Here is a 12,139-nt window from a genome sequence, read left to right as displayed (position 1 = left end):
ATCGCCCGCAGCTGTCCGCGCCCCCGACGGGCCGTGACTGGGTGGACGATCCTAGTTGGGATCACCCCAACCAGCAGGCGATGCCGTACACGACGGCATACGCGATCCGAGCACGACCCGCCAGCGTGAGGGGCGAAGCCAGACCGAGCATTACAGGACTCGGCCCGGGCAGCACCAGCACGTCCATGGCGAGCACCACCTCCGCCCCGGCAGCGCCGCGCCCGCAAGCCCACGCGACTGCAGGACGGACCCCGAGGAACGGCAAGCGATCCTCGGGAGGCGAACCCGCCACCGGCAACCACCCGGAAGACCACCGGGCACGCCACCGGCATCCGCCGGGAGGCCGCACCACTCCCTCAGGGACGGCAAGCACCAGCACCCGCCCCGGCAGGGAAGGCGCGCGGCCAGGCGAAAGCCGAAGGGCCGGAACCGGAAGCCCAAGCAAGACCAACAGGGCCAGCAGGGCCAGCGAGGGAAGCAAGTAGAACAGCGGGAAGGAGGCGACACAGGCGCATGAGGACCACGACCATGCACACGGACATGGACAAGAGCGCAACCGAGCCGAACTCGGCGGCTGACGGCTCCCGTGCCGCCAACCGCCCCGCCGCTGCGGCATCAGGCCGGACCCACCCGGCCCGGCCAGCAGCGACCACCGGCCCGGCCTCATCGGCTCTGCCAGCAGCGACCACCGGCCCCGCTTCGGCGGCCCACCCCCAGGCCACCGCCCGCCGCTCCTTCGCTGCCAGTCCGAACCCGGGTCGAATCGCCGCCCGGCCCCGGAGACGGAGCCTTAGGTGCTACCTCGCGTTTCCGTCGCTGCCAGTTCGAACCCGGGTCGAATCGCCGCCCGGCCCCGAAGACCGAACCGCAGGTCATCGGCCATCGTCGTGTCCGCCTTCCGGGACGCTGTCGTGATCCGGTTGGACGCCGCCGAGCGGGGCGGGGACTGAGAACTCGTCGTCCACTTCGACGCACTCCGGGCCGCCGCCGAGCGAGGCTTCCATGACGACCTGGCCCCAGACCATGTAATAGAGGCCGATGCCGTCCTCGCGGACGGCGCTCACATGCGAGACGGCGCCCGTGTCGTCGCGGTCGATATCGACCTCGTGGCCCTCGGTCTCCCAGAAATCCGCCAGCACCTCCGGATAGGTCTCCCGCACCAGCGGATCCTCCCAGCTCGCTTCGGGGAAGACGTACGAGAGGTGAACGGTGTCTTGGCCTTCCAGCACCTCGTTGCGGTCCACGCCGTGGAGGCAGTCCTTCAGTTCGACGACCCGCGATTGGAACCCGGGGAAACCCTCCAACTGCGCGATCGACTCCGCCAGGAACGCCTCCATCGCGGCCAGCGCCTCGGTGTCGTTGAACTCCTCGTTCACTTGCGGGCCGGTGCAAGCCGAAGCCAGCCCGAGCGCGAGCGCCGCCGCGATCGGCCCGGCGAGTCTCACGCGGCTCACAGGTCGTCCTCGTAGGAGTCGGGCGAGTCGAAGGGATCCACCGCGTCGCGGTCGGCCGGGATCCCGCCGGGGAAGTACCTTGCCACCTTGTCGTACCGGCCGCCCGGCATCACGCCGCCCGAGGGCGGGACGTACTCGATCGCTTCGGGTTCGCTGACCGTCACCGGGCCGGACTGCACCCGCAGCACCGTGTGGCCCGCAGCCCAGTACCAGAGGGCGATCCCGTCCGGCCTGATCGCGACGAGGCTGCGGTCGGTGCGACCGGCCTTCTCCTTCACGGCGTCGCGGGTGACGGTGTAGCCCAGGGAGGTCCAATGCTCGCGGAGCACGTCGACATAGGTTTCGCGGACGAGCGGCGTGCCGGAGTCGGGCAGCGAGAAGACATAGGTGATCTCGACGATCGTGAAGCCCGGGACGTCGATGCCGCCGCTCGTCGCGGGCAGCTCCGACCAGATCCGCTCCTTGAAGCCGGGGAAGTCGGGGAGGGCGGCGACGGCTTCCGCGGCGGCGGCTTCCATGGGCGCGTAGGCCTCGGCCTGCGTGTACCGGGGTTCAGGCGGGTTGTCCATGAGGTGCTCCACGATCGAACGGACCGGCGGCAGGGAGGCGAGGGACGCGAGGGCCTTGCGCCACAGCGGGCCGGGAGGGGGTCGGCGCGGCATTCGTCATCGCTGTCCGGTGGCGATGTCCGCGAGGGTCTCGCGTCCGGCCATGTTGGTGTCGTCCCAGTACGTGCTGTGGTTGTTGGCGTTCCACGCGCCGGTGTCGCTGTGGTAGGTGTTCCCGCCGAAGTCGTCGTCGGCCGGGTTGGCGCCGTGGAGGACGTCCGGTGAGAGCTGGATCGGGTCGAGGGAGTTCGTGGTGGACCACACGTTGTCCTCGTCGACGCCGAGGGCGCTGGCGGTGTCCGTGCCGACGCCCGGGGAGGCGACGAAGACGAGGTTGTCCGCGTTGACGCCGTCCTGGGTGGCGGCGTGCCCGATCACGGTGGTGCCGTATGAGTGGCCGGTGAGCGTGTGGTTGGTGTCCGGCTGCCCGGTGGCGTCGAGGCCCCGGGTGAACCGCTCGAGGTCGTCGCTCGCTCCGTCGGCCCAGCGTTCCTGCATGGCCTCGGGCACGATCGTGTCGGGGGCGTCGTAGCCGAGCCACATGACCGTGGCGTTCGACGCTCCGGGGGCGGCGAGCTGGGCGTCGCTCTGCATGGTCTCGACCCGGTTGAGGATGCCGGTGGCGCTGCCGAGGTCCGCGGTGGTGCCGGGGACGAAGGTGTTCACGTTGTCGGCGGTGTCGGGGTCGCCGACCGAGACGATCGCGCGGCCGCTGTCCTGGGTGCCGAAGCCGAGCAGGTAGTACGGCTGCTTCGGTTCGGGACCTTCGGCGAGGGCGGGGGTGCCGTCGTCGTCGGTGATGCGGCCCTGGAGCTTGGCGAGGTCCTTCTCGTCCTGTTTGAGGTCGTCGAGTTCCTCCTTCGCCCGCTCGTACTCGTCGGAGTCGGGGTCCATGCCTTGGAGCGCCTGCTCTTTGGCGGCGATCTGGACGCCGAGGCCGTCGATCTGGTTGTCGAGGAGGGTGCGGTTGGCGGTGTCGCGGGACTCGGTGGGGATGCCGTCGACCGGGCCGACCCATTCCGGGTGCTCCTCGATGAGGGCCTGGCGTTCGGTTTCGCTGAGGCCTTCCCACCACTGGTTGACCTGTTCGGGTGACATGCCGGAGGTGCCTTCGGCGATCGACTTCGCCTCGTCGGCGACTTCTTCGCTGACGCCTTGCTTGTAGTCGTCGACGAGGTCGTCATAGGTGGCGCCGAGTTGCGGCGGGAGTTCGGTGGGGTTCTCGCGCATTTCGGCGAGGGCCGCGGCCGCTTCGTCGTCGGCGTCGTGGGCGCGGGACATGACGGCGCGGAGCCAGTCCTGGTACTGGCCGGCGAGCCCGATGGCGGTGCCGTAGAGGTCGACGCCGTTGAAGAGGACCTTGATGGTGTCGACGTCCCAGAAGCCGTCGGGTTTCTGCACGCCGCACATGTCGCACAGCCACTGCGGCGGGTTCAGGGTGAGGATCGCCCGGTGGAGGTCGCCGGAGAGGTTGACGTCGTATTCGTGGTGCGGGCCTTCGATGTCGAACTGGTGCTGGTCGATGAGCGGGACGAGTTCCTTGAGCTCGTTCTGCTCCTTCTCGAACGCGTCGGCGACTTCGAAGAGGGTGGTGGCGATGCGGGTGCTGGCGTAGTCGGAGAGGTCGTCCTCGTAGCGGTCGGCGGTCATGCCGATCTGCTCGCGCACTCGGGTGGCGGTGTCGGACTCGAAGTGCTCGGCGCTGAGGTGGCCGTCGATCACCTCGGCGCGGAGGCGGTCGGTGTGGGCGAGCTGCTGCTCCACATAGGACTTCCAGGTGTCGCCGAGGGCGCGGATCGCACCGCAGTCGAGGTCGCGCAGGCGTTCCCAGGTGAGGTCGCTCATGGGCCCTGCCGGTCCGGCCGCGCGTCGAGGTCGGCGTTGCCGCGTTCGGGGTAGAGGTCGCCGGCGACCGACGCGAAGGCGCCCGCGTTGTAGTCGTCGACCTCGACGGCTTCTTCGGCGCAGACGGCGAGGTACTCGCCGGTGTCGCCCAGGAGGCTGCCGAAGCCGAACGCGCGCTCGCCCTGCCACCATTCGCCGGCGGCTTCGAGGGCGGGGCCGAGCGCGGTGTGGGCTTCCTTCAGGGGCCCGGCGGTGTCGGCGTTCGAGGTGGCGATGGCGGAGGCCTGCGCGTCGACTTCCGATTCGATCGCGAAGAGGATCTCGACGGATTTGCGGACCTCGTCGGGGTCCATGACGAAGACCTCAGCGCCTGCCATGGGCGGCCTTCGAGTACGTCGAAGTTACATGGGGCACAGGGGGCATGGTTCGAGTCCTCGGGGAATAGGAACGAATCTTTCGCTCACTATAACGGCTCGAAACCACACAGAGGGTGTATGAAATCGCCGAGTTTCCCGGCGGGGCGGCGCGTCAGGCCTGGATGCGGGCGAGGATGCGCTTGGCGAACTCGCCCATCTGGCGCATCTCGTCGGGGTCGAGTTCGTCGAAGACGAGTTCGCGGACGAGCCGGACGTGGCCGGGGGCGGCCTTCACGAGGCGTTCGCGGCCGGCGTCGGTGAGGCGGGCGAGGGTCGAGCGGCCGTCGTCGGGGCAGGCGAAGCGCTCGATGAGGCCGTCGTTCTCGAGCCGGCGGGCGACGTGGGAGAGGCGGGAGAGCGAGCCGTTGCAGAGGAAGGCGAGGTCGCTCATGCGCAGTGTGCCGCCCTCGGCGTGCTCGAGGAAGACGAGGACGCTGTACTCGAAGTGGTTGAGGTCGGCGTCGCGGCGCAGCTGCACTTCAAGGGTCCCGGGAAGCCGCATGACCACACCGATGAACGCCAACCAGGTCGCCATCTCCGATTCGTCGAGCCAAGGCGCTTCATCACTCATGCAACAAGCTTAACTGGACTACTTGATACATCAAGGATCCCGCGCTAGGTTGGTTGAAGGTTCAATGAAGCAGGAGTGACCCATGATCCTCGGCGAAGCTCGCGAGCCGTAGATGCGCGCTGACCGTCCCGGCGCCGCGTTCGACGCCTTCCTCGAGACCACCGCGCCCGCCGCCGCCGAGCGCCGCGACTGGACGCCCGAGGACGGCGCCCTCCCCGCGCTGTACCTGAGCCACGGCGCGCCGCCGCTGTTCGACGAGGCCGCGTGGATGGGCGAGCTCTTCGCCTGGGCGCAGGGCCTGCCGCGGCCCAAGGGCATCCTCATCGTCTCGGCCCACTGGGAGGCCGCGCCGCTCATGATCTCCAGCCCCGCGGCGGGGACCCCGCTCGTGTACGACTTCGGCGGCTTCCCTCAGCGCTACTTCCAGATGCGGTACGAGACGCCGGACGCGAGCGCGATGGCGCGGCGCGTCGCCGCGGCGATGCCGGACACCGAGCCGCTGCACCGGCACGCGAGCCGCGGCCTCGACCACGGCGCTTGGGTGCCGCTCAAGGTCATGTACCCGGACGCGGACGTGCCGGTGCTCCAGATGTCGATCCCGACCCACGACCCGCACCGCCTCATGGCGATCGGCGCGCGCCTGCGGCCGCTCCGCGAGGAGGGCTACCTCGTGGTCGGCTCGGGGTTCATGACGCACGGTCTGCCGTTCATCGACTTCCACCGCCCCGAGAACGTGCCCGGCTGGTCGGCCGACTTCGACGACTGGGCCTCGGACGCCTTGGCGCGCGGGGACATCGAGGAGCTGGCCCGCTACCGCTCGCAGGCGCCGGGGATGCCGTACGCGCACCCGACCGTGGACCACTACGTGCCGCTGTTCGTGACCTACGGGGCCGCGACCGAGCAGGAGCAGGCGGCGGCCACCGTCATCGACGGCTTCTGGATGGGCCTCTCGAAGCGCTCGTTCCAGTTGAACTGAATACAAGTTCGGCCCGACCACGGGGCGGGCTCGAAAGCCGCGGGCAGGTGATCGTCAAATCCCAGCCCGCACGCGCCGTCCGCGCCGCACCCACCTCGCGGCCGGACGGCGCACCTATGCGCGCCGTCTACTTGCAGCGCCGCCTATTTGAAGCCGCGGTGCATGGCGACCGCGCCGCCGGCGAGGTTGCGCCAGGCGACCTTGCGGAAGCCGGCCTTGACGATGCGGTCGGCGAACTCGGCCTGGTCGGGCCAGGCCATGGTCGACTCGGAGAGGTACTTGTAGGCCTCCGGGTCGGAGGCGACGCGGGAGGCGACCTTCGGCAGCACGTGCTTGACGAAGACGCCGTGGGCCTTGCGGTAGGGCTTCCAGACCGGCTGGGAGACCTCGCACAGCACCATGCGCCCGCCGGGGGCGAGGACGCGGCGGATCTCGGTGAGGCAGGCGTCGAGGTCGACGACGTTGCGGATGAAGAAGGAGCCGGTGACGGCGTTGAACGCGTCGTCGGCGAACGGCAGGCGCAGCGCGTCGGCGTTCACCAGCGGCACCTGGCGGTCCTGGTGGTGCTTCAGCATCTCGAGCGAGAAGTCCACGCCGATGACGTCGGCGCCCGACTTCGCGAGCTCGGCCGTGGACACGCCGGTGCCCGCGCCGAGGTCGAGGCAGCGCTCGCCCGGCTGGAGGCTCAGTGCCTCGCGGGTCGCCTTGCGCCAGCGCTTGTCCTGCCCGGCGACCATCACGGTGTTGGTGCGGTCGTAGCCCGGCGCGACCCGGTCGAACATCGCCGCGATGCGGCCGGGTTCTTTACGCGGGGTATTCGCTTCGTTCGCCTCGATCACTCGCACAGCCTTGCACACGGGAAACAGAAAATCCGCCGGAGCCCTGTCGGTGTGGGCCCCGGCGGATCAAGGGGTTATATCGGGCGCGCGCGGGGTAACGCGACGCGTGCGGCCAAGAGGGAGCAGGGTGCGGCCGCGCGCTCGCCCGGTAGGGAAGCTGAGGATCGAACCTCGGGGTGGGACGGGAGCGCCTGGGGCGCACCGGAAGGCGCTGCGGTGTACGCGGGTGTGCGGTGCATCGTCGCCTCCTTGTCGTCTTCGGTTCGCCGGTGCGCGGACCGGTGTCGATCCCGGCTGGGATGACCCTGAGAGATCCCCCGAGTGCGGTCTGCGCTACAGAACCACATTGACGCATGAAGGCTGTGATGTCGATCTATGAAGCCGAACCGTTATCCCGTGTAACCCTTCCGATAGCAATGGAGTGCCGGTTGTCACAGGGTGCGACGTGCTCGTATGTGTTCGTCGGATAACCGCTGGTTCCGCCGTTTTGCGGGCCGGTGTCCGGGATGAAAAACGGCGGGGCGCGCATGCGCGCCCCGCCTTCTCCAGGGGATACACAGAGAGGCGGACCTCTCCGGTGCGGAAAGTCGTTCAGCCTGCGTTCAGGCCCCATTCAGCATTGCGGACGCGGCGCCGATCGACAAGTGCCGAGATCGAAGCGTTATTCACGGTCTACCGCTGGATGAGATCGCCTTTGAGCACGGTGGCGGCGCAGTTCCCGGCGGCGTCGTTCACGAGGGCGGCGTACGGGTCGCCTTCGGTGTCGACGTCGAAGACCGCGAGGTCGGCGCGGGCGCCGACCTTGATGGCGCCGATGTCGTCGCGGCCGAGGGCCTTCGCGCCGCCTTCGGTGGCGGCGCGCACCAGCCACTCGTTGAGGCCTTCGCCGCCGTCCCCTTGGGCGAGCGCGAGTCTGCGCAGCAGGGGCCATTCGGCGGCGACGTCGAGGTCGGGGCTGGAGGCGCGCGAGTCGGTGCCGATCGCGATGACGTTGCCTTCGGCGCGGTAAGCCGCGACGGGCGGCTCGCCGGCTTCGAGGCGGGCGTTCGAGCGGGCGCACAGGGCGACGGCGGTGCCGAGGTTGCGCAGCAGTTCGCGGTCGGCCTTGTCGAGGTGGACGCCGTGCGCGACATGGGACTCGGAGCCGAGCCAGCCGACCTTCTCCATCTGGGCGGCCGGGGAGTGCCCGGCGCCGCCGTCGGCGAGTTCGAGCTCGAGCCCGGCGCGGCGGTTCATGAACGCGAACGGGCCGGAGCCGCGGCGCACGTACATGTCCTCGTGCATGGTCTCGGCCAGATGCGGGTGCAGCCGGATGTCGAGCGTGCGCGCGAGTTCGGCGAGGCTCTTGCCGACCTCTGTGCCCAGCGTGTACAGCGTGTGGGGGCTGATGCCGACGGCGACGTCGGAGTTGTTGACGGCGCGGCTGTCGGTGACGATCTCCCGCCAGGCGCTGCGGCGGACCTCCCAGGCGGCGCCGTCGATGAAGCAGGCCTCCCAGTAGGCGACGCCCGCGAGACGGGAGGCGAAGAGCGGTTCGAATCCGGCTGCGGGCGTGACGATGTCGGCGACGGCGGTGACGCCGTGGCCGATCGACTCGTCGATGCCGAGCTGCACGGAGGCCTTCCAGGCGTCGTCGGCGGTCTCGGGGTTGCGGCGCGCGAAGTCCTGGATCCACTCGAAGAACTCCTTCTCGTTGCCGTACATGTCGGCGAACGCGGAGTAGCACAAGTGGGTGTGGGCGTTGACGAGCCCGGGGGTGAGCACGCCTTCGAAGGCGGTGGTCGCTTCGGCTTCGGGGGCGTCGGCGGCGGGGCCGACGTAGGCGATCCGCCCGTCGTCGACCCCGACCGCGCCCTCGCGAATCGGCTCGTCCGCGACGGGGACGACGACAGGGGCGGTGTAAACGTGCATGGAGCCGAGCTTACTCAGGGTGGACGGACTCCAGCGCGGCGTACGCGGGGCGGATCACCTCATCGAGGATCGCCACCCGATCGGGGTAGTGCAGGAAGGCGGCTTCCATGGCGTTCTCCGTGCAGCGCCGGACATCCGACCAGTCCCATCCGAAGTTCTCGACGAGCAGCTGGAACTCGCGGGAGGTGTGGGTGCGGCTCATGAGGCGGTTGTCGTTGTTGACGGTGACGTTGAACCCGAGCCGGTAGAGCTCGTTGATCGGGTGCGTGGCAATGGATCCGGCGCCGCCCGTCTGGAGGTTCGACGAGGGCGCCACTTCCAGGGCGATGCGCCGGTCGCGCAGGTACTCGGCGACCCGGCCCAGCTGGTCCGTGGTCCCGGACGTGACGTCCTCCATGATCTTGATGCCGTGGCCGATCCGGCTGGCGCCGCAGACGTTGACCGCGCCCCAGATCGACTTGACGCCGACGGACTCTCCGGCGTGGATGGTGAACGGCATCGACTCGCGGCGCAGGAATTCGAAGGCTTCGAGGTGCCGTTCGGGCGGGTTGCCGATCTCGCCGCCGGCGATGTCGAAGCCCACGACGCCCTTGTCGCGGAAGTCGACCGCGAGCTTCGCGATCTCGAGGGCGCGGTCGGTGTGCCGCATGCCGCACAGCAGCGTGCGGACTTTGATCTGGTGGCCGAAGTCGGCGGCGAGGCGCTCGCCCGCCTCGAAGCCGGCGAGGGTGGCCTCGACGACCTCGCTGAGGCTCATGCCGCCGAGGAGCTGCTGCTCGGGCGCGTAGCGCAGTTCGGCGTAGACGACGCCGTCGGCGGCGAGGTCTTGGGCGGCTTCGGCGGCGATGCGGTAGCAGTGGTCGGCCGTCTGCATCACGGCGACCGTGTGCGCGAAGGTCTCCAGGTAGCGCTCCAGCGTGCCGGAGTTGGCGGCGTCGTAGAACCAGTCGGCGAGCGCCTCGGGGTCGGTCGTGGGCAAGGTGTGGCCGATCGCGTCGGCGATCTCGATGAGCGTCTGCGGGCGCAGGCCGCCGTCGAGGTGCTCGTGGAGCACGACCTTGGGTGCCGCGCGGAGCTGGTCATGGGTGGGGACGTTCGAAGCCGTGGAATTCATCCCATGAATATAGTCAGCCGCTGACGCGTGCCTGCCTCACAGCCGGACTTCGTCCCAGTGGACGGGCCGCTCGTCGGCGAAGACCACGGCCCATTCGAGGGCCCAGCGGCGGTGCCAGACGAGGTTGTCGTCGACGCCGCGCGGCGGGGCCTGCCCGGCGCGGCGGGCCTGGTCGCAGACCCAGTCGAGGCAGTAGTAGAGGTCGAGCATCTCGGCGATCACGGCGGGGTCGCGCGTCGGGGTGAGCTGGCGGTCCCGCCAGGCTCCGAAGGACTCGGGCCGGCGCAGGTCCGGCAGGAGCTCGGGGAGCTCTTCGCTGCACGGGACGGCGGGGTCGAGGTGGTCGACGAGGCCGAGCAGCCAGGAGACCGTGTAGAGGCTCTCGAGCTGGTCGGCGTAGCGGGAGCGTTCGCCGCGGCCGCAGGCGATGAAGCCCCATTCGTCCGGGGAGAGGTGGTCGAGGACGTGCGCGTCGAGGAGCCAGCGCATCGCCAGTTCCTCGGGCATGTCGAAGACGCGGGCCTGGACGATGTTGAGGATCGCGGCGCGGGCCTCGACGTGCCCTCGGGGGCGCATGCGCGGGAGCTGGCCGGCGGGGAACGGGAGCGGGAACTGCGCGGGGGGCGCGGGGATGCCGAGCGCGCTGAGCCCGTCCACTGTGCGCAGTCGAACGCTTCGCTGGTCTGAGATCGCCGTCGGCATAGGGCTCCCTACCACTTGGGGTTCACCGGTGGGGGTGAATGCGCGTTCACTAGGAAGGGTGATTGTGAAGAACTGTAGCGTCCGACACATGCCCGAGTCAACGCGGACAGAGGAAATCTTCAAGGTTCTATCTACGGGTTACGCAGGTGTTTCACTGCTGCCGCGCGTGAGTCGCAAGTGTCCCGAGAGGTGAAACGAACCGACGGGTAACTACGTTCGTTCGACACCGTTCGACAACGAACGGGCGGCTCGGGCACGATCCGGCGAAGCGCGGGCAACCCGGGTCGTACCGGGCCGCGTACTGGAGGGCATCGGGCCGTCCGGGCCCGGGGAACATCGACGAAAGGACCCCCGTGTCGTTCACGCACGAGCACGACGTCGACCGCCACTCCAATCGAAACCTCAAGCGGCGCAAAGCATTCGCTGTGGGCGGTGTATTCCTCGCCGCCGCGGCGGCGACGGTCGTCCCCTACCAGGCCGCGAGCGCGGCCCCCGCGGACGACGACGCCTGCGTCCTCCGGGAACTGCCGATGCCGGCGGACCGGTACTTCAGCATCGTCACCGCCATGAGCGGCGACGGCGACGTCATCGCCTACCGTGTCTACCCGCCTGGGCTGGACGGGCAGGAACGCGCCACCTACCTCTATGAAGACGGCGAGGCCGTCGAAGTGCCGCTGCCGGGCATCGACCAGATTCTGACCGGGGTGAACTCCGAGGGCGTCGCGGTCGGCTCGACCTGGGTCGACGGTCTTCTGGTCCCGTATGTCTTCCGCGACGGCGAGCTGTGGGAGCTCGGCGTGGAAGGCGGCGGCAAGGCGACCGACGTCAACGAGCACGGCGACATCGCCGGCTACTCCGACGAGGATTACACGCAGCCGGTCGTCTGGCGCGACGACAGCCTCAAGGCCGAGACCCTGCCGCTGCCGAAGGGCGCGGTCTCCGGAATCGCCTCGTCGATCGACGAGGACGGCACGATCGTCGGCACCTACCACACTGAGGACGGGCTCTCCCGGCCGTACGTGTGGCACCCGGACGGAACCGGCGAAGAGCTGCCGGCGCCCGAGGGCACCGATCCGGCCGAAATGTTCCTGACCGCTTCCAGCATCGCCGACGGATGGGTCGGCGGCAACGTGTACTCGGCGGGCCTCGACACCGGCGTCCGCTGGAACCTGGAGGACGGCACCGTCGAGGTCACCGATGTGGTCACGGGCCTCGCGATCAACGAGGAGGGCACCGTCGCGGGCGCGGTGGAGCCGCACGCGGTCTTCCAGGAGGCAGACGGGAAGGTCGTCGAGCTTCCGGGCCTCGTCGCCCCCGCCGGCAACTGGTTCGGCGACTACGCCACCGAGATCGACGACGACGGCGAGATCATCGCCGGCCAGGTCTACGCCGGCCAGGACGAGGCCGACGTCCACATCCTCAAGGCCGTCGTCTGGATCTGCGACTGAGCGACGCGCGCCGGGCCCGCCGACCGCGGGCCCGGCCGCTCTTCGTTCACGCAGGATTCCTTCGAGTTCCAGTGTGATGCAAGCGAAGTAATCCAGATCACTGCAACGTGGGACAACCGGTGGCCGACGGTCGGCGTCTTCCTGTCCGAGACCCTGCAGATCCAGCACCCCGTCACCCGCCCGCCATCGAATCCAAGTACGACGACACCGGCGCAGGCGCGTACGTCCAGTTCCGGCACGACGTCGTCGCCATCA

Annotated in this window: 11 protein-coding genes; 2 read left to right on the top strand and 9 right to left on the bottom strand. The window is 69.4% G+C overall.

The genetic code is table 11. The features are described from left to right. Positions 1-872: 872 nt before the first annotated feature. From JHY01_RS02945 to JHY01_RS02925, 5 genes are all read right to left on the bottom strand, one after another. Complete coding sequence (locus JHY01_RS02945) at positions 873-1,454, bottom strand: hypothetical protein (protein WP_205324115.1); 582 nt, start codon at positions 1,452-1,454, stop codon at positions 873-875. Next, on the bottom strand, positions 1,451-2,116 hold the full coding sequence (locus JHY01_RS02940; protein ID WP_205324114.1) for a hypothetical protein: 666 nt from the start codon (positions 2,114-2,116) through the stop codon (positions 1,451-1,453). Before JHY01_RS02940 ends, JHY01_RS02945 begins: the two co-directional genes overlap by 4 nt. 3 nt (positions 2,117-2,119) lie before the next feature. Next, positions 2,120-3,907 carry an alpha/beta hydrolase gene (locus JHY01_RS02935; RefSeq protein ID WP_205324113.1) on the bottom strand — a complete coding sequence of 596 codons (1,788 nt, stop codon included), beginning with the start codon at positions 3,905-3,907 and terminating at the stop codon, positions 2,120-2,122. Next, entirely contained in the window at positions 3,904-4,284 is a 381-nt protein-coding gene (locus JHY01_RS02930; RefSeq protein ID WP_205324112.1) for a hypothetical protein, read from the bottom strand. The genes JHY01_RS02935 and JHY01_RS02930 overlap by 4 nt, the downstream gene beginning before the upstream one ends. Positions 4,285-4,435: 151 nt before the next feature. Then, the gene (locus JHY01_RS02925; protein WP_205324111.1) at positions 4,436-4,894 is read right to left on the bottom strand and encodes a MarR family winged helix-turn-helix transcriptional regulator; all 459 of its coding nucleotides are present in this window, start codon (positions 4,892-4,894) and stop codon (positions 4,436-4,438) included. A gap of 112 nt (positions 4,895-5,006) precedes the next feature. On the opposite strand from JHY01_RS02925, the gene JHY01_RS02920 reads away from it, so the two are divergent. After that, the gene (locus tag JHY01_RS02920; protein ID WP_205324110.1) at positions 5,007-5,870 is read left to right on the top strand and encodes a dioxygenase; all 864 of its coding nucleotides are present in this window, start codon (positions 5,007-5,009) and stop codon (positions 5,868-5,870) included. Positions 5,871-6,013: 143 nt separating this feature from the next. On the opposite strand, the gene JHY01_RS02915 is transcribed toward JHY01_RS02920, so the two are convergent. From JHY01_RS02915 to JHY01_RS02900, 4 genes are all read right to left on the bottom strand, one after another. Continuing rightward, positions 6,014-6,652 (bottom strand): class I SAM-dependent methyltransferase, encoded by a 639-nt coding sequence (locus JHY01_RS02915; protein ID WP_205324363.1) that lies wholly within the window; start codon positions 6,650-6,652, stop codon positions 6,014-6,016. A gap of 729 nt (positions 6,653-7,381) precedes the next feature. Next, positions 7,382-8,620 (bottom strand): amidohydrolase family protein, encoded by a 1,239-nt coding sequence (locus JHY01_RS02910; RefSeq protein ID WP_205324109.1) that lies wholly within the window; start codon positions 8,618-8,620, stop codon positions 7,382-7,384. Positions 8,621-8,630: 10 nt separating this feature from the next. Beyond that, positions 8,631-9,734, bottom strand: coding sequence for an adenosine deaminase (locus tag JHY01_RS02905; protein WP_205324108.1), 1,104 nt, complete (start codon positions 9,732-9,734; stop codon positions 8,631-8,633). Between the two features lie 36 nt (positions 9,735-9,770). Beyond that, positions 9,771-10,391 (bottom strand): DUF4272 domain-containing protein, encoded by a 621-nt coding sequence (locus JHY01_RS02900; protein WP_205324107.1) that lies wholly within the window; start codon positions 10,389-10,391, stop codon positions 9,771-9,773. A 398-nt stretch (positions 10,392-10,789) separates the two neighbouring features. Here JHY01_RS02900 and JHY01_RS02895 point away from each other — a divergent pair, with 398 nt between their 5' ends. Beyond that, the gene (locus JHY01_RS02895) at positions 10,790-11,884 is read left to right on the top strand and encodes a hypothetical protein (protein WP_205324106.1); all 1,095 of its coding nucleotides are present in this window, start codon (positions 10,790-10,792) and stop codon (positions 11,882-11,884) included. The last annotated feature ends 255 nt before the right edge of the window (positions 11,885-12,139 follow it).

Origin of the sequence: Glycomyces sp. YM15 (assembly GCF_016918015.1) — a bacterium.
Classification (GTDB): Bacteria; Actinomycetota; Actinomycetes; order Mycobacteriales; family Micromonosporaceae; genus Glycomyces.
Note: the sequence above shows the minus strand (reverse complement) of the source record. Positions and strands in the feature narration are given on the sequence as shown.

Bases quoted from the DNA above. Each gene is read 5' to 3' on its own strand.
- JHY01_RS02920 (WP_205324110.1), top strand. From the start codon at position 5,007: ATGCGCGCTGACCGTCCCGGCGCCGCGTTCGACGCCTTCCTCGAGACC.
- JHY01_RS02930 (WP_205324112.1), bottom strand. From the start codon at position 4,284: ATGGCAGGCGCTGAGGTCTTCGTCATGGACCCCGACGAGGTCCGCAAA.
- JHY01_RS02935 (WP_205324113.1), bottom strand. From the start codon at position 3,907: ATGAGCGACCTCACCTGGGAACGCCTGCGCGACCTCGACTGCGGTGCG.
- JHY01_RS02910 (WP_205324109.1), bottom strand. From the start codon at position 8,620: ATGCACGTTTACACCGCCCCTGTCGTCGTCCCCGTCGCGGACGAGCCG.
- JHY01_RS02915 (WP_205324363.1), bottom strand. From the start codon at position 6,652: ATGTTCGACCGGGTCGCGCCGGGCTACGACCGCACCAACACCGTGATG.
- JHY01_RS02905 (WP_205324108.1), bottom strand. From the start codon at position 9,734: ATGAATTCCACGGCTTCGAACGTCCCCACCCATGACCAGCTCCGCGCG.
- JHY01_RS02925 (WP_205324111.1), bottom strand. From the start codon at position 4,894: ATGAGTGATGAAGCGCCTTGGCTCGACGAATCGGAGATGGCGACCTGG.
- JHY01_RS02940 (WP_205324114.1), bottom strand. From the start codon at position 2,116: ATGCCGCGCCGACCCCCTCCCGGCCCGCTGTGGCGCAAGGCCCTCGCG.